Consider the following 25,439-nt stretch of genomic DNA (forward strand, 5'->3'; position numbering starts at 1 on the left):
TGGCGCCCCCCACGCCCCCCGGGGCAGTACCACCGGCCCCTGTGCGGGACAATGGAGTACGTGACTCGGATCGTGATCATCGGTGGCGGACCCGGCGGCTATGAGGCAGCGCTGGTGGCCGCGCAGCTCGGCGCGGAGGTGACCGTCGTCGACTGCGACGGTCTGGGCGGGGCGTCGGTGCTGACCGACTGCGTGCCGTCGAAGACCCTGATCGCCACGGCCGAGGTGATGACCACCTTCGACTCCTCGTACGAGGAGCTGGGGATCATCGTCGCCGACGACACCCCGCCGCTGGAGCAGGCCGCCCGGGTCGTCGGGGTGGACCTCGGCAAGGTCAACCGCCGGGTGAAGCGGCTCGCGCTCGCCCAGTCGCACGACATCACCGCCTCCGTCACCCGGGCCGGCGCCCGGGTGCTGCGCGGCCGCGGCCGGCTGGAGGGCATGCAGGCCCTCGACGGCTCGCGCAAGGTCGTCGTCAGCGCCGCCGACGGCACCGAGGAGACCCTCACCGCCGACGCCGTCCTGCTCGCCACCGGCGCCCACCCGCGCGAGCTGCCGGACGCCCAGCCCGACGGCGAACGCATCCTGAACTGGACCCAGGTCTACGACCTCGGCGAGCTCCCCGAGGAGCTCATCGTGGTCGGTTCGGGTGTGACCGGCGCGGAGTTCGCCGGCGCCTACCAGGCCCTCGGCTCCAAGGTCACCCTCGTGTCCTCGCGCGACCGCGTGCTGCCCGGCGAGGACCCGGACGCCGCCGCCGTCCTCGAGGACGTCTTCCGGCGCCGCGGCATGAACGTCATGGCCCGCTCGCGCGCCGAGTCCGCCAAGCGGGTCGGCGACCGCGTCGAGGTCACCCTGTCCGACGGCCGGGTCATCACCGGCTCGCACTGCCTCATGGCGGTCGGCGCCATTCCCAACAGCGAGGGGATGGGGCTGGAGGAGGCGGGCGTCAAGGTCCGCGAGTCGGGTCACATCTGGACCGACAAGGTCTCCCGGACCACCGCCCCCGGTGTGTACGCGGCCGGCGACGTGACCGGGATCTTCGCCCTGGCCTCCGTCGCGGCGATGCAGGGCCGTATCGCCATGTACCACTTCCTCGGCGACGCGGTGGCCCCGCTCAACCTCAAGACCGTCTCCTCGAACGTCTTCACCGACCCCGAGATCGCCACCGTCGGCTACAGCCAGGCCGACGTGGACGGCGGCAAGATCGACGCCCGGGTCGTCAAGCTGCCGCTGCTGCGCAACCCGCGCGCCAAGATGCAGGGCATCCGCGACGGCTTCGTCAAGATCTTCTGCCGGCCGGGCACCGGGATCGTCGTCGGCGGTGTGGTCGTGGCGCCGCGCGCCTCGGAACTCATCCACCCGATCTCGATCGCCGTCGACAACAATCTGACGGTCGAACAGATCGCGAACGCGTTCACCGTGTACCCGTCGCTTTCCGGGTCGATCGCGGAAGTGGCGCGGCAGCTGCACACCCGCAAGACCGCGGACGGGGGCTGACGGCCGGTTTCGACTCCCCGCTGGTCACGGGGAGTTGACGGCGCGTCGTCGGCGGGTTGCCGGACATGCGGGAGGTATAGGCGCCGGAACTGGGCCCTATACCACTCCCCGTCCCCCTGTGCGAACAACTTCTACTATTCGGCGCAAAGAGCTGAAAGCAGACGGTCGTCCGCGTTACTGTCAGTTTCGTGTTCGCTGCAGAACGTCGTCAATTGATCCTCGAAATGGTGCGAGCGAACGGGGCCGTGTCGCTCCGTGAACTCGCCCGCGTCGTCCAGACCTCCGAAGTGACCGTACGGCGGGACGTGCGCGCACTGGAGGCAGAAGGACTCCTCGACCGCCGACACGGCGGTGCGGTATTGCCGGGTGGGTTCACGCGAGAATCCGGCTTTCCGCAGAAATCCCATCTCGCGACCGCCGAAAAGACCGCCATCGCGGACCTCGCCGCCAACTTCGTCGAAGAGGGCGAGGCCATCGTGGTCGGGGCGGGCACCACCACACAGGAGCTGGCCCGCCGGCTCGCCCGGGTGCCCGGACTGACCGTCGTCACCAACTCCCTGCTCGTCGCCCAGGCGTTGGCCCATGCCAACCGGGTCGAGGTCGTGATGACCGGCGGCACCCTGCGCGGCTCCAACTACGCCCTCGTGGGGAGCGGCGCCGAACAGTCCCTCCAGGGGCTCAGGGTGTCGCGGGCCTTCATCTCCGGGAGCGGACTGACCGCGGAGCGCGGGCTGTCCACGTCCAACATGCTGTCGGCGTCCGTGGACCGGGCGCTGGTGCAGGCGGCCGCCGAGGTCGTCGTCCTCGCCGACCACACCAAGCTCGGCACGGACACGATGTTCCAGACCGTGCCGACGGACGTCATCACCCGGCTCGTGACGGACGAGCCGCCCGCGCACGACGACCGTGCGGCCACCGAGCTGCAGGCTCTGGCGGACCAGGGGGTGCAGATCGCCGTGGCCGGGGCGTCGGGGAGCCCGGGGGGTGATGCGGTCCCGGCGCGCCATCAGCAGCAGCGTCGGGACGTGCCGTTGCCGGCTCCGCGGCGGGGACAGGTGCCGGGCGCTGCCGCGGGCCTGCGGGCGGCCTCGATGCTGGGTGAGCAGGCTCCTGGCGGGGAGCGGGCGCGGGTCGCGGACCTGCGCCGTCGGTGACCTCGGGCGGTCGTCGGCGCGGGTGACCTGGGGGCTCCGCCCCCAGACCCCCGTTCGGCCCTGAACGGGCCTCGTCCTCAAACGCCGGACGGGCTGGATGGTCCGGCGCGGCGGGCTGAATGGTCCCGGCGGGCCGGTGGACCCGGTAGGCCGGTGGACTTCGCAGGCCGGATCTCAGGCCGGACCTCGGTCCGAGCGTCCGGGTGGATCGTCAGGGTGGTGAAACGCGGCGAGGCGCCCGGGGAGCGGGCGCCTCGACACGGGTGATCCCTGGGGTCAGTCCTTGATCTCGCAGATCGCCGCGCCCGAGGTGATGGACGCGCCGACCTCCGCGGCCAGGGCCTTGACGGTTCCGGAGCGGTGCGCGTTCAGCGGCTGCTCCATCTTCATCGCTTCGAGGACGACGATCAGGTCGCCCTCCTTGACCTCCTGGCCCTCCTCGACGGCCACCTTCACGATGGTGCCCTGCATCGGGGAGGCGAGGGTGTCGCCGGAGGCCATGGGGCCGGACTTCTTGGCCGCGCGGCGCTTGGGCTTGGCACCCGCCGCGAGGCCCGTGCGGGCCAGGCTCATGCCGAGCGAGGACGGGAGGGAGACCTCCAGACGCTTGCCGCCGACCTCGACGACGATCGTCTCGCGGTCCGTTTCGTCCTCGGCCTCGGTGTCGGCCGGGGCCGAGAACGCGGGGATCTCGTTGACGAACTCGGTCTCGATCCAGCGGGTGTGGACCGTGAAGGGGGCGTCGGAGCCGGTGAGCTCCGGGGCGAACGCCGGGTCCTGGACCACCGCGCGGTGGAACGGGATGGCCGTGGCCATGCCCTCGACCTGGAACTCCGCCAGGGCGCGGGCCGCCCGCTGGAGCGCCTGCTCACGGGTGGCGCCGGTCACGATCAGCTTGGCCAGGAGCGAGTCCCACGCCGGGCCGATCACACTGCCGGACTCGACACCCGCGTCCAGCCGCACACCCGGACCGGACGGCGCGGCGAACGTCGTGACCGTGCCGGGGGCCGGCAGGAAGCCCCGGCCCGGGTCCTCGCCGTTGATACGGAACTCGAACGAGTGACCCCGCAGCTCCGGGTCGCCGTAGCCGAGCTCCTCGCCGTCGGCGATCCGGAACATCTCGCGCACCAGGTCGATGCCCGCGACCTCCTCGGTCACCGGGTGCTCGACCTGGAGACGGGTGTTGACCTCCAGGAAGGAGATCGTGCCGTCGACACCGACGAGGAACTCGACGGTGCCCGCGCCGACGTAGCCGGCCTCCTTCAGGATGGCCTTCGAGGAGGAGTAGAGCTCGGCGACCTGCGCCTCCGAGAGGAACGGCGCCGGAGCCTCCTCGACCAGCTTCTGGTGGCGGCGCTGCAGGGAGCAGTCACGGGTCGACACGACGACCACGTTGCCGTGGCTGTCGGCCAGGCACTGCGTCTCCACGTGCCGCGGCTTGTCCAGGTACCGCTCGACGAAGCACTCGCCGCGCCCGAAGGCGGCGACCGCCTCACGGACGGCCGAGTCGTACAGCTCCGGCACCTCTTCGAGGGTCCGGGCGACCTTCAGACCGCGTCCGCCGCCGCCGAAGGCGGCCTTGATCGCGATCGGCAGCCCGTGCTCCTCGGCGAAGGCGACGACCTCGTCGGCGCCGGAGACCGGGTCGGGTGTACCGGCGACCAGGGGCGCGCCGGCCCGCTGGGCGATGTGCCGGGCGGCGACCTTGTCACCGAGGTCACGGATGGCCTGCGGGGGCGGGCCGATCCAGATCAGGCCCGCGTCCAGGACCGCCTGCGCGAAGTCGGCGTTCTCCGAGAGGAAGCCGTAGCCGGGATGAACGGCGTCGGCCTCGGACTCCCGTGCCGCGTTCAGCACCTTCTCGATGTCGAGATAGCTGGTCGCAGGAGAGTCACCGCCCAGGGCGAACGCCTCATCCGCTGCGCGGACATGCAGAGCGTCCCGGTCCGGGTCGGCGTACACGGCCACGCTCGCGATACCGGCATCCCGGCACGCCCGGGCCACGCGGACTGCGATTTCGCCACGGTTGGCGATGAGCACCTTGCGCACGATTGAGGCTCCCTCCTTGAAACAAGCCGAGTTTAGGGACTGCCGACACGCCTCTTCGACCCGTCCCCAAAGGTGAGCTTGCCCACACGGAGCGTGATGCCAGGCTCACTCGACCGCGAAATCCCTTGTAGTACCGCCGTACGCAGCACTCCTCCGGCAAACCCTAGCCCTCTGATGTGGCCAAGGTCTCTGTAAGCACGTGCTGCGGCACACTCCGTTTCTTTGTGGAGTCCCTACGAATGGCCCAACGATTCTTTGCCGCGCGCAGAACCCTTGTCCCACCGTTTACCCGTTAGTAGCGTTCGGGATGTTCCGAACGTACTTCAGGTAACAGCACCCTTGCTCGGGTCGGGGTCGAAAGTGGGTGGGACCGGTGGTGCGCAGACCGGTGGCGTGGATCGTGGCGGTCGTGCTCTTCGCGGAGGCGCTCGGCGTCGCCGCGTTGAACTGGTTCATGGGCGTCGTGGTGGACCGGCAGGACATGTCCCTGGCCGGGATGGACCCGGACGTCATGTCGACGTCCTCGAAGGTCGGCGGAATCCTCTTCGGCCTCTACTTCGGCCTGTGCGCCGTGGTGGCCCTGCTGGTGGCGCTGCGCGACCGCGCGCCCGCCGGGGTCGGCCGGGTGCTCCTGATCAGTGCCGCGGTCGTGCACGCCCTGCTGGGGGCCTTCGCGTGGGGTCTGCTGGGCTGGACGCAGTTCCTGTTCATGGTGGTCGTCCTCGCCCTGATCGTGCTGCTCCTGATGACCTATGACGCCCAGGAGCGGCCCGCGGCCCGGCAGCCCGAGGACGGCAAGGGCGACGGCGGCGCCCCACCGGTCGCGCCGGCGCCGGTCACGCCTCCGACGGCGCCCACAACTCCGTGATCCCGACGCCCAGTTGCCCCAGCAGCCGGCGCACGAGGGGCAGGCTGATGCCGATGACGTTGCCGTGGTCGCCGTCGATGCCCTCGATGAACGGGGCCGAGCGGCCGTCGAGGGTGAACGCCCCGGCGACGTAGAGCGGTTCGCCCGAGGCGACGTACGCCGCGATCTCCTCGTCGGTCGGCTCGCCGAAGCGGACGACGGTGGAGGCGGTCGCGGAGGTGTAGCGCCCGCTGAGCGTGTCGTAGACGCAGTGGCCGGTCTGCAGCGTCCCGGCCCGGCCGCGCATCGCCTTCCAGCGCGCGGTGGCCTCCGCGGCGTCCGCGGGCTTGCCCAGCGCCTCGCCGTCCAGGTCCAGCACCGAATCGCAGCCGATCACCAGCGCGCCCTTGACCTCGGGCTTCGCGGCCACGACGGAGGCCTTCGCCTCGGCGAGCGCGAGCGCCAGATCGGCCGGGGTGGGGGCGGTGACGGCGTCCTCGTCGACCCCGCTCACGATGACCTCGGGGGCGAGACCGGCCTGGCGCAGCAGGTTCAGCCGGGCGGGGGACTGGGAGGCGAGGACGAGTCGGCGCATGCGATCAGCCTAGCGGCGTGCCGCGCCTTACCTGAGCCCCAGCACGATCATCGCTATCACCATGGCCAGTGCGAGGAAGAGGCCGAGTCTCCGCAGGCTCTCCTGCATCTCGCGGAGTTCCTCGGGGGGCTCGTTCTCGGGGTCGGACCACAGCATGCCACCAGCGTGGCGCCGGGCCGGGGGGCGGCGCCTGAGTACCCGTACTCAACTTGTGGGCCCGCAGTCGTTCACCGGATGTCCGGTGGTCGTTCGACTGCGGGCCGGTGGGCCGATCGCGCCCGCGCGGCGGGGCCGCATGGCGACACGGCCCCGCGCCCCTGAAGGCGACGAGCGGGTGGGTCGCGCTCAGCTCGGCCAGTAGGTGCGGGTCCAGGACGCCTGGCCGGGCTGCGGGACCCGCTGTCCCGCGATGCGCGCGGGGTCGGACCACGCGTCCCTCGGGGGCTCCGCGCCGGACGGTACGGCCGCTGCCGCCGCGGCGCGGGCCCGGACCACCGCCAGGGCGGCGGCGAGCTCCTCGGGGGTCGGGTTGCCCCGTACGACCTTGATCGTCACAGCGGCTCCTTAGAGGGGGATGTTGCCGTGCTTCTTCGGCGGGAGGGATTCCCGCTTGGTGCGCAGCTGACGCAGGCCGCGCACGATGTGCCGGCGGGTGTCGGACGGCATGATCACCGAGTCGACGTAGCCGCGCTCGGCCGCGACGTACGGGTTGAGCAGGGCGTCCTCGTACTCCTGGATCAGCCGGGCCCGCACCGCCTCCAGATCCTCACCGCTCGCCGCCGCCTCCGCGATCGTGCGCCGGTGCAGGATGTTGACCGCGCCCTGGGCGCCCATCACGGCGATCTGGGCGGTCGGCCAGGCCAGGTTCAGGTCCGCGCCCAGGTGCTTGGAGCCCATGACGTCGTAGGCGCCGCCGAAGGCCTTGCGGGTGATCACCGTGATGAGCGGGACCGTCGCCTCGGCGTAGGCGTAGATCAGCTTGGCGCCGCGGCGGATGATGCCGTCGTGCTCCTGGTCGACGCCGGGCAGGAAGCCGGGCACGTCCACGAACGTGATGACCGGGATGTTGAAGGCGTCGCAGGTGCGGACGAAGCGGGCCGCCTTCTCCGAGGCCGTGATGTCCAGACAGCCCGCGAACTGCATCGGCTGGTTGGCGACGATGCCGACCGGGTGGCCCTCGACCCGGCCGTAGCCGGTGAGGATGTTCGGCGCGAACAGGGCCTGGGTCTCGAAGAACTCGGCGTCGTCCAGCACGTGTTCGATCACCGAGTGCATGTCGTACGGCTGGTTGGCGCTGTCCGGGACGATGGAGTCCAGCTCCAGGTCCTCGTCGGTGACGGACAGGTCCGCCTCCTCGGGGAACACCGGGGCCTCGGAGAGGTTGTTGGACGGCAGGTACGACAGCAGCTGCTTGACGTACTCGATGGCGTCCTTCTCGTCGCCGGCCATGTGGTGCGCCACGCCCGAGACCGCGTTGTGGGTGCGCGCGCCGCCCAGCTCCTCGAAGCCGACGTCCTCGCCGGTGACCGTCTTGATGACGTCCGGACCGGTGATGAACATGTGCGAGGTCTGGTCCACCATCACCGTGAAGTCGGTGATCGCGGGCGAGTACACCGCTCCGCCCGCGCACGGGCCGACGACCAGGCTGATCTGCGGGATCACCCCGGACGCGTGCGTGTTGCGGCGGAAGATCTCGCCGTACGCGCCCAGGGAGGCGACGCCCTCCTGGATGCGGGCGCCGCCGGAGTCGTTGATGCCGATGACCGGGCAGCCGGTCTTCAGCGCGAAGTCCATGACCTTGACGATCTTCTGGCCGTAGACCTCGCCGAGGGCGCCGCCGAAGACCGTGAAGTCCTGGGAGAAGACGGCGACCGGGCGGCCGTCGACCGTGCCGTAACCGGTGACGACGCCGTCTCCGTACGGGCGGTTGTTCTCCAGGCCGAAGTTGGTCGAACGGTGTCGGGCGAACTCGTCCAACTCGACGAAGGAACCCTCGTCGAGGAGCAGCTCGATCCGCTCACGGGCCGTCAGCTTGCCCTTCGCGTGCTGCTTCTCCACGGCACGCTCCGAACCGGCGTGCGTCGCTTCCTGGATGCGGCGCTGGAGATCCGCGAGCTTGCCCGCGGTGGTGTGGATGTCGATCCCTGGGATCTCGTGGCGCTCTTCCGGCTCGGACATCGGGATGTGGCTCCCTGCCTGCTCAAAAGGGGGGACGGTTACTCATCCGTAGCGTAGTGCTGGCCCTGGGGATCGGCAGTGCGGCATTCAACACACCTAGGGTGGCTTGCATGACACCGCGAGATGCAGCAGACGAGGGCGGCAGCCGGTGGTCCGATCTGGACCGGCCGCCCCTCAACGCCCCGGCACTGCGCCGGGCGCTGGTACGGGAGGGCGGGCTGTGGTCGCAGGTGGAGGTGGTGCAGAGCACCGGTTCCACCAACTCCGACCTGGTCGACGCGGCGAGCGCCGGCACGGCGCGTGAGGGCGCGGTCCTCGTCGCCGAGGAGCAGACCTCGGGGCGCGGGCGGCTGGACCGCCGGTGGACCGCGCCCCCGCGCTCCGGGCTGTTCTTCTCCGTGCTGCTCACCCCGAGCGAGGTGCCGGTGGCCCGCTGGGGCTGGCTGCCCCTGCTCACCGGGGTCGCCGTGGCGACCGGACTGTCCCGGGCGGCGGGCGTGGACACGGCACTCAAGTGGCCCAACGACCTGCTGGTGACCGTCGGGGGCGAGGAACGCAAGGCGGGCGGCATCCTCGCGGAGCGGGCCGGCCGGGACGCGGTGGTCGTCGGCGTCGGCCTCAACGTCACTCTGCGCGCGGACGAGCTCCCGGTACCGCTGGCGGGGTCGCTGGCCCTGGCCGGCGCGTCGAACACGGACCGGGACCCACTGCTGCGGGGTGTCCTGCGCTCGCTGGAGGAGTGGTACGGGCGCTGGCGGGCGGCCGGCGGCGACCCGGCGGCGAGCGGTCTCCAGGAGACGTACGCGGCCGGGTGCGCGACGCTGGGACGAACGGTACGGGCCGAACTGCCGGGTGACCGGTCGATCGTCGGCGAGGCGGTCGCGGTCGACGGGGACGGACGGCTTGTGATCGCCACGGAGGAAGGGGTACAGGAGCCGGTGGGCGCGGGAGACATCGTGCATCTGAGGCCGGCGTGACCGAGCGCCGGGTGACGTGACCCCGCCGAACCGGACGGAGTGAGCTGGCGCACACCTGCCGTAGAGTTGAGGCCGGTCGATACCTGACCGCGGAAGATCGGAAGGGCAGCAGGCGTGACCGTCGACGACACGGGCTCCGGCGCGGGCGCGGACGGCCGGGGAAACCTGCCGGCCGAGCCGGGTGAGCCGGGCGACCCCGGAGAGGACCCGCATCCTCTCGCCCTGCGCCTCGAACAGCTCATCCTCGGCGCCGAGCGGCGCTACACCCCGTTCCAGGCCGCCCGCAGCGCCGGTGTCTCCATGGAGCTGGCGTCGCGTTTCTGGCGGGCCATGGGCTTCGCCGACATCGGGCAGGCCAAGGCGCTCACCGAGGCCGACGTCCTCGCCCTGCGGCGCCTGGCCGGTCTCGTGGAGGCGGGACTGCTGAGCGAGGCGATGGCCGTCCAGGTGGCGCGGTCCACCGGGCAGACCACCGCCCGTCTGGCGGAATGGCAGATCGACTCCTTCCTGGAGGGGCTGACCGAGCCGCCCGAGCCGGGGATGACCCGCACCGAGGTCACGTATCCCATCGTCGAGCTGCTGCTGCCCGAGCTGGAGGAGTTCCTCGTCTACGTCTGGCGCCGGCAGCTCGCCGCCTCGGCGGGCCGGGTCGTCCAGGCCGCCGACGACGAGGAGATGGTCGACCGGCGGCTGGCCGTCGCCTTCGCCGACCTCGTCGGCTTCACGCGGCTGACCCGGCGGATGGAGGAGGAGGAACTCGGCGAACTCGTCGAGGCCTTCGAGACGACCGCCGCCGACCTGGTCGCCGCCCGCGGCGGACGGCTGATCAAGACGCTTGGCGACGAGGTGCTGTACGCGGCCGACGACGCGGGCATCGCGGCCGACATCGCGCTGCTGCTCGTCGAGACGATGAGCAACGACGAGACGATGCCCGAACTGCGGGTCGGCATGGCGTTCGGCACGGTCACCACCCGGATGGGCGATGTCTTCGGCACGACGGTCAACCTGGCCTCCCGGCTGACGTCGATAGCTCCCCGGGACGCCGTCCTCGTCGACAGCGCCTTCGCCGAGGAACTGATCCGCACCGGCGACGCCCCGGCCTCGGAGGCGGAGGCCGCCGAGGAGGCGGCCGCCGCCGAGAAGGAGGGCGAGGAGCCGCCGAAGTACCGCTTCGCGCTCCAGCCGATGTGGCAGCGGCCGGTGCGCGGGCTCGGCGTGGTCGAGCCCTGGCTGCTGACGCGACGCAACGACGCCGACGGCTAGGGCGCGTCCGACAATTCCCGCCGGGCGCGCGACGCCTGGCACGGCACCCCGCCGCGTTGTCGCATCACCCGAGTACATCCGGTACGCGGGCGGTCCTCCGCCTTGCGATGCACCGCACCGGACGCCGCGCGCCGATCCGACGCGCATGGTCAGACCCGCCCTAGGGCCGCGGTGCGGCGGCACCCAGCGGGTCCACGCAGAGGCCGATGACGGGCACGCAGACACCCGGCTGACGTGGAGCGTCGGGCTGTTCCGGCCGGGGCGCGGGCTCGGGTACGGGTGCGGCGGTGCTCGGGGCGGGCGCCGGTGTTCCCGGGGGCGAGGCGGGCCGCGGGGCGGCGGTCGTCCCGGGCGCGGGTGAGCGGGGCGCGGGCGTGGCCGGGGTGTAGGTGCTGCCCGGGGTGAGGGCGACGGACGTCGGCGCGCCGGGGACACCCGGGAGCAGGCCGGCCTCGGGCGACGGGGCGGGGCTCGCGCCGCCCATCGCGCTGGGCGCCGTCGGCGAGGGCACGACGGGGGTGGACGGGCCGGCCGGGTGGTCGGCGTCGGTGTCGGTGTCCGTGTCGGCGGCGGTGTCGGCGCCCGCGACGGGTTCGGGCCGGGGTTCGGCCTCCGCGGTGCCGAGGCCACCGGCGCCGCCCGGGTCGGGGGTCAGCCGGACGAGGCTCAGCACCCCGGCGGCCAGCGCGAGGCCGCCGGCGGCGAACAGCACCTTGCGGGGGCGGGGACGGCGGTGCCGTCCCCGGGGGCGCGGGGCCCACAGCCCGCCGTTCTCCCCGGACGCCGCCTCGTCCTGCGCAGCCGTCTCGTACGGCCCGGTCCACGTGCTCACCGGCGTGCTCGTCATGGCGTTCTCTCCCCGGTGCGGTCGCGCCCCCGATGCGCCGGGGCGGACGCACGTTATGCGCTCCCGTGGGCGTTGCGGGGGGAGTTGGGCGGCATGTCACCCGAACGGGTAGCCGGGGCCCGGACATCAGGGGTTCACGGGACCGGTCCGCCCTTTCGTCTCCCGGTCCCGGCTGCGATGATCGGACGAGCGTTGTTAACCCGCGTTAACCGGAGGGTGTCGTGAGCGGTGTCGGGAACGGTGTCGGGGACGGTGGCATGAGCGAGGAGCGGTTCGGGGAGTTCGTCCTGGTGCGGCGGCACGGGGACGGCGGGCACGTCGCCGAGCTGGTCCTCGACCGGCCGAAGGCCATGAACGCCGTCTCCACCGACATGGCCCGGTCGATCGCCGCGGCCTGCGCCGCGCTGGGCGGGGACCGGGACGTGCGGGTGGTGGTGCTGACCTCGACGCACGAGCGGGCGTTCTGCGTCGGCGCCGACCTGAAGGAGCGCAACTCCTTCAGCGACGCCGAACTGCTGCGGCAGCGGCCGCTCACCCGCGCCGCGTACACCGGGGTGCTGGAACTGCCGGTGCCCACGGTCGCGGCGGTGCACGGCTTCGCGCTGGGCGGCGGCTTCGAACTGGCCCTGGCGTGCGACGTGATCGTGGCCGACGGCACGGCCGTGGTCGGGCTGCCGGAGGTGTCGGTGGGCGTGATCCCCGGCGGCGGCGGGACCCAGCTGCTGCCGCGCCGGGTGGGGGCTGCCCGGGCGGCCGAGCTGGTGTTCACGGCGCGCCGGGTGGCGGCGGCCGAGGCGCGGGACCTCGGTCTGGTGGACGTCCTGGTGGAGGAGGGGCGGGACCGGGAGGAGGCGCTGGCGCTGGCCGCGCGCATCGGCGCCAACTCGCCGGTGGGCCTGCGGGCGGCGAAGCGGGCGCTGCGCCTGGGGCAGGGGCTGGATCTGCGGGCCGGGCTGGAGGTCGAGGACGCGGCGTGGCGGTCGGTGGCCTTCTCCGGGGATCGGGCGGAGGGGGTGGCGGCCTTCAACGAGAAGCGCAGGCCGCAGTGGCCGGGCGAGTGAGCGGGCGGCGGGCGACACGCGACCGGAGGTGCGCTCATCACTCTCGGTGGCCCTTCGGTGTCCCCTTTCGGGCTGAATGTCCCTAGCCTGGGGAGATGGGTGACGACAGACGCCTGGTGGCCGTGGTGGCGCTCGCGCAGGGTATGGCGGCCGCGCACACCCCCCGCGAGTCGTGGCGCGCGGCCGCGCTCGGGGCCTGCCGGGCGCTGTCCGGAGGCTTCGCCGCGCTCTCCGTGTGGGAGCGGGACCTCGGGCGGCTGCGCGTCCTGGTGAACGTGGGGGACCGGGCCGCCGACGAGGACGAGTTCCCGGAGGCGGAGGCCTATCCGGTGCACCAGTTCCCCGAGATCACCGAGTTCCTGCACGAGCGCTGGGTGGCCGGCGGGGAGCCCGATGCCTGGGTGGAGACGGCCCAGGGCCCGGCCGCCGGGCGTCCCGGCTACTGCCATCAGCGGGTGGCCGCCCTGCGCCGCCGGGGCCGTGGTTCCTGTGTGGTCGCGCCGATCGTGCTGCACGGCCGCGCCTGGGGTGAGCTGTACGTCGCCCGTGCCGTGGGCACCCCCGTCTTCGGCCGGGCCGACGCCGACTTCGCCACCGTCCTGGCCGCCGTCGTCGCCGCCGGGCTCGCCCAGACCGAGCGGCTGGAGGAGGCCCGCCGGCTCGCCTTCACCGACGCCCTCACCGGTCTGGCCAACCGCCGTGCCGTCGACGTGCGGCTGGAGGAGGCGGTCGAACGGCATCGCGCGGAGGGGGTCGTCGTCAGTCTCGTGGTGTGTGACCTCAACGGGCTGAAGCGGGTCAACGACACCCTCGGACACGCCGTCGGGGACCGGCTGCTGGAGCGGTTCGGGTCGGTGCTGTCGCTGTGCGGGGCCATGCTGCCCGGCGCGCTGGCCGCCCGGCTCGGCGGCGACGAGTTCTGTCTGCTCGCCGTCGGGCCGCCCGCCGACGACGTCGTGAAGGTCGCCGACGACCTCTGCCGGCGGGCCGGCGAGCTGGAGCTCGGCGAGGGGGTGGCCTGCGGGGTCGCCTCCACCGAGGACCCCATCGGGCCGGTCTCCTCCGCCCGCCGGCTGTTCCGGCTGGCCGACGCCGCCCAGTACCGGGCCAAGGCCGTGCGGGCCGCCCGGCCGGTGGTCGCCGGGCGGGAGGGTCCCGACGATCCCGTCGTGCGTCTCGCCGACGAGCCCTCCCAGGAGCGGGCCGGCGAGCGGCGGCGGTTCAGGGGACGGCGTTGAGGATGTGACCTATTCGGTAAGGGGTGAACCCGGTACCCACTGGTGACATCCTGGTCTTCACTGCGTACGCTCCTGAATATGGATATGCACACTGTGGTGGTGGGGACGTCCGGCGTGACCGCGTCCGACGTACTCGCCGTGGCGCGCGGCGGCGCCCGGATCGAGCTCTCCGGCGAGGCGGTGGCGGCCCTCGCCGCGGCCCGCGAGATCGTGGACGCACTGGCGGCCAAGCCCGAGCCCGTCTACGGCGTCTCCACCGGGTTCGGCGCCCTCGCCACCCGGCACATCAGCCCTGAGCTGCGCGCCCAGCTCCAGCGCAACATCGTCCGCTCGCACGCCGCCGGCATGGGCCCGCGGGTCGAGCGCGAGGTCGTCCGGGCGCTGATGTTCCTGCGGCTGAAGACCGTCTGCTCCGGACACACCGGCGTGCGGCCCGAGGTCGCGCAGACCATGGCCGACATCCTCAACGCCGGCATCACCCCGGTCGTGCACGAGTACGGCTCCCTCGGCTGCTCCGGCGACCTGGCCCCGCTCTCGCACTGCGCCCTCACCCTCATGGGGGAGGGCGACGCGGAGGGCCCGGACGGCGCCGTACGGCCCGCCGGCGAACTGCTCGCCGAGCACGGCATCGCCCCCGTCGAGCTGCGCGAGAAGGAGGGGCTCGCCCTCCTCAACGGCACCGACGGCATGCTCGGCATGCTGGTCATGGCCCTCGCCGACCTCGACATGCTCTACAAGTCCGCCGACGTCACCGCCGCGCTCAGCCTGGAGGCACTGCTCGGCACCGACAAGGTGCTCGCCCCCGAGCTGCACGCCATCCGCCCGCACCCGGGGCAGGGCGCCTCGGCCGCCAACATGCTGGCCGTGCTGGCGGGTTCGGAACTCACCGGCCACCACCAGGACGACGCGCCCCGGGTCCAGGACGCCTACTCGGTGCGCTGCGCCCCGCAGGTCGCCGGCGCTGGCCGCGACACCATGGCGCACGCCCGGCTCGTCGCCGAGCGGGAGCTGGCCTCGGCCGTCGACAACCCGGTCGTCCTGCCCGACGGGCGCGTCGAGTCCAACGGCAACTTCCACGGCGCGCCTGTCGCCTACGTCCTGGACTTCCTCGCCATCGCCGTCGCCGACCTCGCCTCCATCGCCGAGCGGCGCACCGACCGGCTGCTGGACAAGAACCGCAGCCACGGCCTCCCGCCGTTCCTCGCGGACGACGCCGGTGTCGACTCCGGGCTCATGATCGCCCAGTACACGCAGGCCGCGCTGGTCAGCGAGCTGAAGCGGCTGGCCGTCCCGGCGTCCGCCGACTCCATCCCGTCCTCCGCGATGCAGGAGGACCACGTGTCGATGGGCTGGTCGGCGGCCCGCAAGCTGCGCACCGCCGTCGACAACCTCACCCGCGTGATCGCCGTCGAGCTGTACGCCGCCACGCGCGGAGTGGAGCTGCGCGAGGGGCTCACCCCGGCGCCGGCGACGCGTGCGGTCATCGAGGCGGCACGCAAGGCGGGCGTGCGGGGCCCCGGCCCGGACCGGTTCCTCGCGCCCGACCTCGCGGCGGCGGACGCCTTCGTGCGCGACGGAGGGGTCGTCGCCGCGGTGGAGACGGTCACCGGACCGCTCCGCTAGCGCGGAAGGGCCCCACCGCACGGATGCGGCGGGGCCCTTTCACGATGTGCGGGTCGGCGGGCTACTTCAGCTTGGCGACCTGCGCGTCGACCACGGCCGCCGGGACGGCGCCCATGTCGCCGCCCTTCGACATCGCGGCGAAGTTCACCGTGTAGAACGAGGCCACGGTGTTGCCCTTGCGCACCACCTGGGTGTGGAAGGTGGCCGTGCCCGCGCCGTCCATGTCGACGTCCGCGGCGAAGGACACCGTCTCGTCGCCCTTCGCGGCGCCCTTCTCGGCGACGACCTTGGTGACCTTGGTGCTCTCGCCCTCGGCCGTCAGGCCGTACCCGCCGGCGCAGGCCGTCACGCCGTCGGAGACGGCCTTCAGGGCCTTCTCGGCGCCGTCGCCATCGTACGAGGAGAGACCCACGAAGGTCATGTCGACGTCGAAGGCGTCGGCGATGTCCTCGGGCTGCGCGGTGGCGCCCGAGGTCTTGTCCTCGGAGACCGTGTTGCTGGCGTTCGCGTCCGTGTCACCCGGGGCGAGGGCGGCCGTGGCCCAGGCGAGCGGGTCGCAGGCCGGCTTGTCGGTCTTCACCGAGCTCTTGGAGGCCGGGAGGGTGTCGTCGCCCGACGCGGACTTGTAGCCCTTGAGTTCGCCCTGCGCGAGCAGCAGCTTCTCGAGCTCGGCGGTGGTGAGCGCCTTGGCGGCCGGACCCGACGAGGAGGGCGCGGACGAGGAGGCGGAGGCCTTGGAGTCCGCGGAGTCCTTCGACCCGTCGTCCGAACACGCGGTGAGGAGGGAGAGCGACAGTGCGCCTATCGCGGCGGTGGCGCACAGCCGTGCCCCCGGTGATCTCTTCATGAGCGAACTATGAAGAGCCTGTCAAAGGACAGTCAAGTTGATTCAAAAACCCAGACGTTCCCGGCGAACGGAATACACCACGAAGCCCGCGCCGAGCGCGAGAAGCGTGGTGCCGCCGACGACGTAGGGAGTCGTGTCGAAGCTGCCGGTGTCGGCGAGCCGGGTGCCGTCGTCGACCGTGGTGCCGGTCGCCGTGTCGGCCGCGGTATCGGCTGCCGTCCTGGCGGTCGTCCCGGTCGCGCCGTCGGCGGTGGTGCCGGCGGTGGTGTCGGTCGTGGTCGTCGACGCGGCCCGTGCCTGGGTCGTGATCTGCGTCGTCGTGCCCGTTCTGGCCGGGGTGTCCTGGGACGCGTTCGCGGACGGGACGAACCACAGGGCACCCAGCAGGGTCCCCGCGGCGGTGGCGGTCAGCAACGGACGTCGAGCGGATGACACGGAATATCGATCCCCTTGTGGCGCTGGCGAATTGGCCGTGTGGTCCGATGCTAATGAAATTCGCGGGTCGCGGGAAAGTTGCGGGAGCTGTGAGCCGTACGCTCCGGCCATGAGTACTGAAGAGACGTCACGTTTTGTACGGATCAGAGTGGATATTCTCCTCGAGGTGCACGACGAGGACGCCGTGACGACGGCGGCGCTGCGGCGGATCGCCGACGACGCGGAGCTCCCGGACGCCGAGCGCGCGCACGCCGAGGGGGCTGTGACGGAGGACACCGCGGAGGCCCTCGCCTATCTCGTCGACCCGTTCGACGTGGTCGGCGAGGTCCCCGGGGTGGAGCTCCAGCAGGCGTCCTGGTCCAGCGAACGGATCGACTACGACCCGGATTCGCCGGACTGGGACCTCGACGAGGATGATGTCGTCGAGGATGGCGAGACGGACGGCGAACAGGGGCGCATCGGCTGAGCGTTCCGGGAAACTCGTCACCCCGGACGGCAACCGCCGACCGGGGTTTCGTCGTCTCACCAGGCGCACGAACCGACACCCGCATCATCCGCGCCATGAACGTGGCGTGCCCCACACCTTCGGGAATGTGGAACGGGGGGAACCGGTCGTAGCGTTGATGTTCTTGACGGGGACTCTCTGGGTTCTGGCAATCGGCAACGATGGAGAAGCGTGTGATGACGGACAGTAGGCGGCGCCGGGGTCTGATGACCGCGTCCGCACTGCTCGGCGGTGTTCTGGTGCTCTCTGCGTGTTCCGGCGGCGACAATGACGCCTCCGACAGCGGAGGCAGTTCCTCGCAGGCCAAGGCCGACGAGGCGGCGGCCAAGAAATCCTCCGAGGCCCAGATCAAGATCACGCCCGCGGACGGCTCGGACAACGCCTCCATCAACAACTCCGCGGCCGTCACGGTGAGCAAGGGCACGCTCACCACGGTGACGATGACCACCTCCGACGGCACGGCCGTCGAGGGCGAGCTCTCCGCCGACAAGACCAGCTGGAAGCCGACCACCCAGCTCGAGCGCTCCACCACCTACAAGGTGGCGGCCGAGGCGAAGGACTCGGGCGGCCTCGTGGCGCACGAGAACGCCTCCTTCACGACGGTCTCCCCGGACAACAGCTTCATAGGCAACTTCACGCCGGAGGACGGTTCGACCGTCGGCGTGGGCATGCCCGTGTCGATCAACTTCAACAAGGAGATCACCAACAAGGCGGCCGTGCAGAAGGGCGTCACGGTCACCTCCACCAGCGGTCAGGAGGTCGTCTGCCACTGGTTCTCCACCCAGCGCATGGACTGCCGCCCCGAGGACTACTGGAAGGAGAACTCCACCGTCACGCTGAAGCTCGCGCTCGACGGGGTGGAGGGAGCCGACGGTGTCATCGGTGTCCAGCAGAAGACGGTCACCTTCAAGATCGGCCGCAACCAGGTCTCCTACGTCGACGCGAAGACCAAGCAGATGAAGATCACGCACAACGGCGCGGTCATCAAGACGATCCCGATCTCCGCAGGCTCGCCCGACAACAAGACGTACGAGGGCCAGATGGTGATGTCGGAGAAGTTCAAGGAGACGCGCATGAACGGCGCGACCGTGGGCTTCACCGATGACGACGGCAAGGGCGAGTACGACATCAAGGACGTGCCGCACGCCATCCGCCTCACCAACTCCGGCACCTTCGTGCACGGCAACTACTGGGGCGCGAAGTCCATCTTCGGTTCGGTGAACACCAGCCACGGCTGCGTGGGTCTGTCCGACACCAAGGGCGCCAACGACTCGGGCACGGCCGGGTACTGGTTCTACACCAACTCCATCGTCGGCGACGTCGTGGTGGTCAAGAACACCGGCGACAAGACCGTGTCCCCGGACAACGGCCTCAACGGCTGGAACATGGACTGGGCGCAGTGGAAGGCGGGTTCGGCCGTCTGAGGCGTTTCCTGACGGTCGTTCGACAGTCCCCGCACAGCTTTCCGGTGCCGCCCCCAGGGGCGGCACCGGTGTTTCCGGGGTTGATCACAGCCTTCTCATCGTTCTCTTATTTCGGCCTTATCCCTTCATCACGCGCGGTACCTACCGTGCGGCCATGTTCTTCACCTACCTGAGGCGCGAACTGCGCCGCCGTAGAAAAGCGGCCCTCGTCGTCGCCTCCGGGCTCGCGCTGGGTATCGCGCTGGTCATCGTGGTCACCTCCGTGTCCTCCGGCATGGGGAAGGCCCAGGACAAGGTCCTCCAGTCCCTGTACGGACTGGGTACGGACATGACGGTCACCAAGGCCGCCTCGCCCACCGCGAGCGCCTCGGACCGGCCGCGCTTCCAGTTCGACGCGCAGGACAACGACTCCGACGCGGAGCAGAGCACCGACCGCGTCATGGTGCAGGGCTTCCAGACCCTGTCGGCCGCGACCGTCACCAAGGTCGGCAAGCAGGGCGGCGTCTCCGACGCGGTCGGCGGACTGAGCCTCCAGGTCCTCAAGGTCGACGGCCAGTTCACCCGCGGCCAGTTCCAGCAGAACGACAGCGCGGGCGGCGGCCAGCAGGGCGGCGGCCCCGGCGGCAACGGCGGCGGCAACGGCCAGCCGCAGGGTGAAGTGCAGGGCGGCGGCGCCAACTTCGACGTCAACAGCTACTCCGTCTACGGCACCGACGTCACCGAGCCCGCGCTCGGCCCGCTGACCTCCTCGACCATCACCAGCGGCCGCACCTTCAAGACCACGGAGAACAACGGCAAGGTCGCCGTCCTCGACTCGGCCTACGCCAAGGAGAAGTCGCTCAAGGTCGGTTCCACACTGACCATCAGCAAGGTCAAGTTCTCGGTGATCGGCATCGCCACGGCCGACAGCGGTGACGCCGCCGCCAACGTCTACCTTCCGCTGACCCAGGCCCAGACCCTCAGCGACTCGAAGGACAAGGTCACCACGATCTACGTCAAGGCGACCGACTCCCAGAAGATCGACAGCGTCAAGTCGACGATCCAGAAGAACGTCTCGGGCACCACGGTGACGACCTCCGCCGACCTCGCGGACACCGTCTCCGGCTCCCTCTCCACGGCCTCCTCGCTCGCCACCAACGTGGGCAAGTGGCTGTCCATCGCGGTTCTGATCGCCGCCTTCCTGGTCGCCGGTCTGCTCACCTCCTCGGCGGTCTCCCGCCGCGTCCGTGAGTTCGGCACGCTGAAGGCGCTGGGCTGGAAGTCCGGCCGGGTCACCCGGCAGGTCGTCGGCGAGGCCATGGTCAACGGTCTGCTGGGCGGCGCCCTGGGCATCGCCCTGGGCCTGGCCGGCGCGTACGTCGTGACCGCCATCAGCCCCACCCTCCAGGCCCAGTTGGGCGGCGGCGGTGGCGGCGGGGGCCAGGGCGGTCCCGGCGGCGGTGGCGGCGGCTTCGGCGGTCCCGGCCGTCAGACGGCGGCCAAGACGCTCGACGTGGCGCTGACGGCGCCGGTGAGCGTCACGACGGTGGCCGTCGCGGTGGGTCTCGCCGTGGCCGGCGGTCTGATCGCCGGGGCGTTCGGCGGCTGGCGCGCCTCCCGGCTGCGCCCGGCCGACGCGCTGCGCCGCGTCGAGTAGCCGAACCGCCCCCAACCACCGAACGCAATCCCAGGAGTTGTTGTCCCCATGTACGAACTCAGAGGCGTCACCAAGCGCTACAGCCGGGGCAAGGAGACGGTCCACGCCCTCGCCGGGGTCGACCTGACCATCCCGGACGGCGACCGGCTCGTCATCCAGGGCCCCACCGGCGGCGGCAAGTCCACGCTGCTCCAGATGATCGGCGCGCTCGACCGGCCGTCCGAGGGCGAGATCGTCCTCGACGGGGTCGACCTGGCCAAGCTCTCCGAGGCCAGACTGACGAAGGTGCGCAGCGAGAACATCGGCTTCGTCTTCCAGTCCTTCAACCTCATCCCCACGCTCAACGCGCAGGAGAACGTCGAGACCGCGCTCGTCCCGCTCGGCGTGAAGGTCAAGGAGCGGCGCGAACGGGCCGCCGAGGCGCTGAGGTCCGTCGGCCTGGGAGAGCGCCTCGGGCACCTGCCGTCCGAGATGTCCGGCGGCCAGCAGCAGCGCGTCGCGATCGCCCGCGCGCTGGTCAAGCAGCCGAAGGTGCTGCTCGCCGACGAGCCCACCGGCAACCTCGACGAGAGCATGCGCGACGAGATCATGGACGTGCTGCACACCATGTGGAAGGAGCACGGACTGACCTTCATCATGGTCACCCACGACTCCTCGATCGCGAAGAAGGCCCCGCGCGTCGCGACGATCCGCAAGGGCAGGATCACGGTGAAGGAGAACGCGGCGTCGGCCTGACCGGGGCGTAGGACACCGGTTCGCTGAGCGCTGAGCGAACGCCCGCCGGAAGACAAGCCTCCGGCGGGCCGTTCGTGCTTGCGTGGCCCCATGACGGCACCCGAGACAAGCACGCCCCGCACCACGGTCGAGTACATCCGGTACCGGATCCCCGAGGACCGCTCCGCGGAGTTCCTGGCCGCGTACACCCGAGCCTCGCGTGAACTCGCGGCCTCCCCGCACTGCGTCGACTACGAGCTCGCCCGCTGCGAAGAGGACTTCGGCCACTACATCCTGCGGATCACCTGGACGTCGACCGAAGACCACCTCGAGGGCTTCCGCACCTCGGACCTGTTCCCCGTCTTCCTCGCGGAGATCCGCCCGTACATCGGGCACATCGACGAGATGCGGCACTACAAGGCCACCTCGGTGCGCGGGACGGGCTCCGCCGTGCCCACGCTGTACGACTGGGCCGGCGGCGCGGAGGCCTTCGCCCGGCTCACCGAGGCCTTCTACGCCAAGGTGCTCCAGGACGATCTGCTCGCGCCGGTCTTCGCGGGCCTCGCCCCCGAGCACGCCGAGCACGTCGCCCTCTGGCTCGCGGAGGTCTTCGGCGGGCCGCAGAACTACTCGGCGACCCAGGGCGGCCACAGCCACATGGTGGCCAAGCACTTCGGGCGGGACATCACCGAGCCCCAGCGCCGCCGCTGGGTCAACCTCATCCAGGACGCGGCCGACGAGGCGGGTCTGCCGACCGACGCCGAGTTCCGTTCGGCGTTCCTCGCCTACGTGGAGTGGGGCACCCGGCTCGCCGTCCACTTCTCCGGCCCGGACGCCAAGCCGCCGGCCGAACAGCCGGTGCCGCGGTGGGGATGGGGCGCGGCCCCGCCCTACCAGGGCTGACGGCCCCCCAAGGGGAGCGGCCGGGGGGCGGCTCTCAGACGGACGGAGTCTGGGAGCCGGCCCCCGCCCGCGTCGCGTCCGCGCCCCAGCTCGCCAGCAGCCGCAGCGCCTCCGCCGAGGCGGACCCCGGCTCCGCGTGATACGTCACCATCGTCTGTTCGCCGTCACCCATCAGCCTGAACCCCTCGAAGTTCAGGGAGAGTTCACCGACCAGCGGATGCCTCAGCAGCTTCACGCCGTGGCTCTTCTCCTTGACGTCGTGGGTCGCCCACAGCCGCCGGAAGTCCTCGCTCTTCACCGACAGCTGGCCCACCAGCGCGGAGAGCCGCGGGTCGTCGGGATAGCAGCCCGCGTCCATGCGCAGGGCGCAGACGATGTCGATCGCCTTCTGCTCCCAGTCCACGAAGAGGTCCCGGTAGTCGGGGCGCAGGAACACCAGCCGGGCCCAGTTGCGCTCCGCCACCGGCAGCTCCGCCCAGTCGCCGAAGACGGCCGCCGCCATCCGGTTCCAGCCCAGGATCTCGGTGCGCCGCCCGATGAGGTACGCCGGCACCGAGTCCATCGTGTCCAGCAGCTGCCGCAGCGGGCCCCGCACCTGCTGGGCCGGCGCGCTCTGCTTCTTCTTGTGCTTCGGCTTCGCCAGGTGGGTGAGATGCGCGTGCTCGGCGTCGGAGAGCCGCAGCGCCCTGGCGATGGAGTCCAGCACCTCCGCCGACACGTTCCGCCCGTTGCCCTGCTCCAGGCGCGTGTAGTACGCCACCGAGACCCCGGCCAGCTGCGCCAGCTCCTCGCGGCGCAGCCCCGGCACCCTGCGGTGCCGCCCGAAGTCCGGCAGCCCCACGTCCTCCGGCTTCAGCCTGGCCCGCCGGGTGCGCAGGAACTCGCTGAGCTCGGCCCGCCGGTCCAGGGGGGCGCCGGGAGCTTCGGGGTGTTCGTCCATGCCGTCCAGTATTCCCGGTCGTACGCACACCAGCCTGACCCCGCCAGTGGTAGGCACAGCAGACGTACGCAGAGGCGTGACCTGGGTGAATGTTGTGCGATGGGGCAGGCTGAACGTCGTACCCGGCCGGAAGGCAGGCCGGAACACGAACCCCCCGCTAGGAGATCCCGGGCATGACCACCGTTGCCGCGTACGCCGCACCCTCCGCCAAGGCTCCGCTGGAGCGCACGACGATCGAACGCCGCGCGGTGCGCGAGTTCGACGTCCTGATCGACATCGAGTTCGCCGGAATCTGTCACTCGGACATCCACCAGGCCCGGGAGGGCTGGGGTGAGGCGATCTTCCCGATGGTGCCCGGTCACGAGATCGCGGGCATAGTCTCCGAGGTCGGCCCCGGTGTCACCCGGTTCGCCGTCGGCGACCGCGTGGGCGTCGGCTGCCTCGTCGACTCCTGCCGTGAGTGCGACAACTGCAAGGCCGGCCTGGAGCAGTACTGCACCGGCGGCAGCGTCGGTACGTACAACGCCGTCGGCAAGGACGGCGAGCCCACCTACGGCGGCTACGCGCAGAAGATCGTCGTGGACGAGAACTACGTCGTCCGTATTCCCGACGGCCTCTCGCTCGACGTCGCCGCGCCGCTGCTCTGCGCCGGCATCACCACGTACTCCCCGCTGAAGCACTGGAACGCCGGCCCCGGCAAGAAGGTCGCGATCCTCGGCATGGGCGGCCTCGGCCACATGGGCGTCAAGATCGCGCACGCCCTCGGCGCCGAGGTGACCGTCCTGTCCCAGTCGCTGCGCAAGAAGGACGACGGCCTGAAGCTGGGCGCCGACCATTACTACGCCACCAGCGACGAGAACACCTTCAAGGAGCTGAAGGGCACCTTCGACCTCATCCTCTCGACGGTCTCGGCCCCGCTGAACCTGGACGCCTACCTGGCCCTGCTGAGGACCGACGGCGCCTTCGTGAACGTCGGCGCGCCCGAGGAGCCCGTCGCCCTGAACCTGTTCTCGGTGATCGGCGGCCGCAAGACGCTCGCCGGCTCCGGCATCGGCGGCATCCAGGAGACCCAGGAGATGCTGGACTTCTGCGCCGAGCACGGCTTCGGCGCCGAGATCGAGCTGATCAGCGCCGACCAGATCAACGAGGCGTACGAGCGGGTGCTCGCCAGCGACGTCCGCTACCGCTTCGTGATCGACACGTCGACGATCTGACGGACCTCGCGGACCTCGCGGACCTCGCGGACCTCGCGGACCTCGTGAAGGTCCTTGCCGACCTCGCGACGGGGCTCGCGGATTCCCGACCGTGAGCGGAGTGGGCCCCCTGCGCATCGCGCCGGGGGCCTTCCGCGTCACCTGACGGCCGCCGGGGGGGGCCGACCTCGTCGCCCGACGGGCGCCGGAGGGCCGACGTCGTCAGCTGACGGGCGCCGGAGGGCCGACCGTGTCACCTGACGGGCGCCGGAGGGCCGACCGTGTCACCTGCCGGCGTCGCCTCCGTGACGGCGGCGTTCGCCGGGATCGCGCAGGCCTCGCCTGCCCCGCGGTCTCCGCCTGCCCCACAGTGTCCGCCTGCCCCACGGTCCCCGACCGGACGGCCGGGCAGGCGCCGCCGTCGGACGCCTCGCCCGGGCCGTCTCGTCGCCGGGAGCCGCCGCGTCCAGCCCCCGCGGACCCGCCGGCACCCGTGCCCGCGCCCACCGCCGGGAACGGCGGCACCGTACGACGGTGTCGGCCTCGCGTGCCCCGCTCGACGCGCCGACCTGCCGGAACCGGCCTCAGCGGGTCCGCCGGGACGCGGAATCCCGGGTTCAGGACACGGGGAACGACTCGCCGTCGCCGTAGGACCGGACGATGACCCCGCCGCCCGGAGCGGGCCGCACGGAATGGGCCCGGCCGCGCCCGGCCACCCGCGCGCGGCCGTCGCCGTCCTCGCTCCCGACCACCACCAGCGTGTTCTCGTCGACGGCCACCCCGTGCGCCAGCCGGCCGCCCGCCACTACGGCCGCCAGCCGCCCCAGGGTCCCCCACTGCGCGGCATGGTTGTCCACCCCGAACGGCACGAGCCCCAGCCCGGGCCGGACCTCGAGCTCCTCGAGATCCTCCGCGGTGTCCGGCGGACACACGGCGACCCCGTCCACCAGCCACCCCCCGACCACCGCCTCCCGCGCCGCCATCGCGGCGCCCGCGGAGAACCCGGCGTAGGGCAGTCCGCGCTCGCGAAGCAGGGCGGACAGCGGACCGGAGGACTCGGCGAACGCCTCCTGATACGCGGGCGTCAGCCCGCCGCAGACGAACACCCCGGCCACATCCTCGGCCACCGCCCCGATGTCGAACCGCTCCCCGATCGGCACCAGCGCAGGCACGGGCGTGCACTCCCCGGCCTTCCGCAACGCGGTGTCGTACCGGGCGAACTGCTCGGCTCCGTCGCCCTCGTCGACGATCACACAGAGGATGCGGGGCGCCGGCCCGGAGCCGGAGCCCGACGGCTCCGAGGCCCGCGAAGACTCCGACGCGGCGCGGGCCGCGCGCAGGAACGGCCCGTGCACGACGTCGGCGACCGTCTCCTCCCACCCGCCGCCGATCAGGAACACCCGGCCACCACTGCTCTTCGTACCGCTGCTCACGCGCACTTCCCCCCTGGGCTCATGGACGACTCGGGCAAGTAACTCACGAAGGGCGGCCCGGTTCGGCCGGTTCGCGC

Annotated in this window: 24 protein-coding genes; 14 read left to right on the forward strand and 10 right to left on the reverse strand. The window is 71.7% G+C overall.

Going from position 1 to position 25,439, the window contains the following annotated elements; all coding sequences use genetic code 11:
- Positions 1-51: 51 nt before the first annotated feature.
- Together ASD48_RS20520 and ASD48_RS20525 are read left to right on the forward strand one after the other, a co-directional pair.
- The gene (locus ASD48_RS20520) at positions 52-1,500 is read left to right on the forward strand and encodes an NAD(P)H-quinone dehydrogenase (RefSeq protein WP_057603082.1); all 1,449 of its coding nucleotides are present in this window, start codon (positions 52-54) and stop codon (positions 1,498-1,500) included.
- A 188-nt stretch (positions 1,501-1,688) separates the two neighbouring features.
- Complete coding sequence (locus ASD48_RS20525; RefSeq protein WP_078889947.1) at positions 1,689-2,654, forward strand: DeoR/GlpR family DNA-binding transcription regulator; 966 nt, start codon at positions 1,689-1,691, stop codon at positions 2,652-2,654.
- 276 nt (positions 2,655-2,930) lie between these two features.
- Here ASD48_RS20525 and ASD48_RS20530 read toward each other — a convergent pair whose 3' ends face one another.
- Complete coding sequence (locus ASD48_RS20530) at positions 2,931-4,703, reverse strand: biotin carboxylase N-terminal domain-containing protein (protein WP_057603084.1); 1,773 nt, start codon at positions 4,701-4,703, stop codon at positions 2,931-2,933.
- A 373-nt stretch (positions 4,704-5,076) separates the two neighbouring features.
- Between ASD48_RS20530 and ASD48_RS20535 the strand changes: the two genes are divergently transcribed.
- Positions 5,077-5,571 carry a hypothetical protein gene (locus ASD48_RS20535; protein WP_057603549.1) on the forward strand — a complete coding sequence of 165 codons (495 nt, stop codon included), beginning with the start codon at positions 5,077-5,079 and terminating at the stop codon, positions 5,569-5,571.
- Here ASD48_RS20535 and ASD48_RS20540 read toward each other — a convergent pair.
- The 4 genes from ASD48_RS20540 to ASD48_RS20550 form a co-directional block, all read right to left on the reverse strand.
- Positions 5,540-6,145 carry a nucleoside triphosphate pyrophosphatase gene (locus ASD48_RS20540; RefSeq protein WP_057603085.1) on the reverse strand — a complete coding sequence of 202 codons (606 nt, stop codon included), beginning with the start codon at positions 6,143-6,145 and terminating at the stop codon, positions 5,540-5,542. The two genes, ASD48_RS20535 and ASD48_RS20540, sit on opposite strands and share 32 nt — an antisense overlap.
- A gap of 27 nt (positions 6,146-6,172) precedes the next feature.
- Positions 6,173-6,301: a hypothetical protein gene (locus tag ASD48_RS46010; RefSeq protein ID WP_020128130.1), complete on the reverse strand. Its 129-nt coding sequence runs from the start codon at positions 6,299-6,301 to the stop codon at positions 6,173-6,175.
- A 189-nt stretch (positions 6,302-6,490) separates the two neighbouring features.
- A complete protein-coding gene (locus tag ASD48_RS20545) occupies positions 6,491-6,700 on the reverse strand; it encodes an acyl-CoA carboxylase epsilon subunit (protein ID WP_057603086.1) in 210 nt (69 codons plus the stop codon).
- Positions 6,701-6,709: 9 nt separating this feature from the next.
- Complete coding sequence (locus ASD48_RS20550) at positions 6,710-8,323, reverse strand: acyl-CoA carboxylase subunit beta (RefSeq protein ID WP_057603087.1); 1,614 nt, start codon at positions 8,321-8,323, stop codon at positions 6,710-6,712.
- 110 nt (positions 8,324-8,433) lie between these two features.
- On the opposite strand from ASD48_RS20550, the gene ASD48_RS20555 reads away from it, so the two are divergent.
- Both ASD48_RS20555 and ASD48_RS20560 read left to right on the forward strand, forming a co-directional pair.
- Entirely contained in the window at positions 8,434-9,300 is an 867-nt protein-coding gene (locus ASD48_RS20555; RefSeq protein ID WP_057603088.1) for a biotin--[acetyl-CoA-carboxylase] ligase, read from the forward strand.
- 114 nt (positions 9,301-9,414) lie between these two features.
- Positions 9,415-10,563, forward strand: a complete 1,149-nt coding sequence (locus ASD48_RS20560) for an adenylate/guanylate cyclase domain-containing protein (protein WP_054242530.1) — start codon at positions 9,415-9,417, stop codon at positions 10,561-10,563.
- 160 nt (positions 10,564-10,723) lie between these two features.
- On the opposite strand, the gene ASD48_RS44795 is transcribed toward ASD48_RS20560, so the two are convergent.
- Complete coding sequence (locus ASD48_RS44795; protein ID WP_057603089.1) at positions 10,724-11,410, reverse strand: hypothetical protein; 687 nt, start codon at positions 11,408-11,410, stop codon at positions 10,724-10,726.
- 257 nt (positions 11,411-11,667) lie between these two features.
- Between ASD48_RS44795 and ASD48_RS20570 the strand changes: the two genes are divergently transcribed.
- The 3 genes from ASD48_RS20570 to hutH all read left to right on the forward strand — a co-directional run bounded on the left by ASD48_RS20570 (position 11,668) and on the right by hutH (position 15,332).
- Positions 11,668-12,471 (forward strand): enoyl-CoA hydratase-related protein, encoded by an 804-nt coding sequence (locus tag ASD48_RS20570; RefSeq protein WP_057603550.1) that lies wholly within the window; start codon positions 11,668-11,670, stop codon positions 12,469-12,471.
- 95 nt (positions 12,472-12,566) lie between these two features.
- Positions 12,567-13,709: a GGDEF domain-containing protein gene (locus tag ASD48_RS20575; RefSeq protein WP_057603090.1), complete on the forward strand. Its 1,143-nt coding sequence runs from the start codon at positions 12,567-12,569 to the stop codon at positions 13,707-13,709.
- An 84-nt stretch (positions 13,710-13,793) separates the two neighbouring features.
- On the forward strand, positions 13,794-15,332 hold the full coding sequence (hutH, locus tag ASD48_RS20580; RefSeq protein WP_057603091.1) for a histidine ammonia-lyase: 1,539 nt from the start codon (positions 13,794-13,796) through the stop codon (positions 15,330-15,332).
- Positions 15,333-15,393: 61 nt separating this feature from the next.
- Here the strand turns inward: hutH and ASD48_RS20585 are convergent, their stop codons facing one another.
- Positions 15,394-16,179, reverse strand: coding sequence for a hypothetical protein (locus ASD48_RS20585; RefSeq protein WP_057603092.1), 786 nt, complete (start codon positions 16,177-16,179; stop codon positions 15,394-15,396).
- Between the two features lie 42 nt (positions 16,180-16,221).
- Positions 16,222-16,614 carry an LPXTG cell wall anchor domain-containing protein gene (locus ASD48_RS20590; RefSeq protein ID WP_057603093.1) on the reverse strand — a complete coding sequence of 131 codons (393 nt, stop codon included), beginning with the start codon at positions 16,612-16,614 and terminating at the stop codon, positions 16,222-16,224.
- Positions 16,615-16,723: 109 nt separating this feature from the next.
- Between ASD48_RS20590 and ASD48_RS20595 the strand changes: the two genes are divergently transcribed.
- The 5 genes from ASD48_RS20595 (at position 16,724) to ASD48_RS20615 (ending at position 21,796) form a co-directional block, all read left to right on the forward strand.
- Positions 16,724-17,080 (forward strand): hypothetical protein, encoded by a 357-nt coding sequence (locus ASD48_RS20595; RefSeq protein WP_057603094.1) that lies wholly within the window; start codon positions 16,724-16,726, stop codon positions 17,078-17,080.
- 215 nt (positions 17,081-17,295) lie between these two features.
- Positions 17,296-18,543, forward strand: coding sequence for an Ig-like domain-containing protein (locus ASD48_RS20600; protein WP_242432666.1), 1,248 nt, complete (start codon positions 17,296-17,298; stop codon positions 18,541-18,543).
- 154 nt (positions 18,544-18,697) lie between these two features.
- Positions 18,698-20,179, forward strand: a complete 1,482-nt coding sequence (locus ASD48_RS20605) for an ABC transporter permease (protein ID WP_057603096.1) — start codon at positions 18,698-18,700, stop codon at positions 20,177-20,179.
- Between the two features lie 48 nt (positions 20,180-20,227).
- On the forward strand, positions 20,228-20,914 hold the full coding sequence (locus tag ASD48_RS20610; protein WP_057603097.1) for an ABC transporter ATP-binding protein: 687 nt from the start codon (positions 20,228-20,230) through the stop codon (positions 20,912-20,914).
- Between the two features lie 90 nt (positions 20,915-21,004).
- Positions 21,005-21,796 carry an antibiotic biosynthesis monooxygenase gene (locus tag ASD48_RS20615; protein WP_057603098.1) on the forward strand — a complete coding sequence of 264 codons (792 nt, stop codon included), beginning with the start codon at positions 21,005-21,007 and terminating at the stop codon, positions 21,794-21,796.
- A 34-nt stretch (positions 21,797-21,830) separates the two neighbouring features.
- On the opposite strand, the gene ASD48_RS20620 is transcribed toward ASD48_RS20615, so the two are convergent.
- The gene (locus ASD48_RS20620) at positions 21,831-22,736 is read right to left on the reverse strand and encodes a helix-turn-helix transcriptional regulator (RefSeq protein WP_057603099.1); all 906 of its coding nucleotides are present in this window, start codon (positions 22,734-22,736) and stop codon (positions 21,831-21,833) included.
- Between the two features lie 173 nt (positions 22,737-22,909).
- On the opposite strand from ASD48_RS20620, the gene ASD48_RS20625 reads away from it, so the two are divergent.
- Complete coding sequence (locus ASD48_RS20625) at positions 22,910-23,950, forward strand: NAD(P)-dependent alcohol dehydrogenase (protein WP_057603100.1); 1,041 nt, start codon at positions 22,910-22,912, stop codon at positions 23,948-23,950.
- A gap of 596 nt (positions 23,951-24,546) precedes the next feature.
- On the opposite strand, the gene ASD48_RS20630 is transcribed toward ASD48_RS20625, so the two are convergent.
- On the reverse strand, positions 24,547-25,362 hold the full coding sequence (locus tag ASD48_RS20630; RefSeq protein ID WP_057603551.1) for a hypothetical protein: 816 nt from the start codon (positions 25,360-25,362) through the stop codon (positions 24,547-24,549).
- Between the last annotated feature and the right edge of the window lie 77 nt (positions 25,363-25,439).

It is taken from the genome of Streptomyces sp. Root1310, from assembly GCF_001426425.1.
GTDB lineage: Bacteria > Actinomycetota > Actinomycetes > Streptomycetales > Streptomycetaceae > Streptomyces.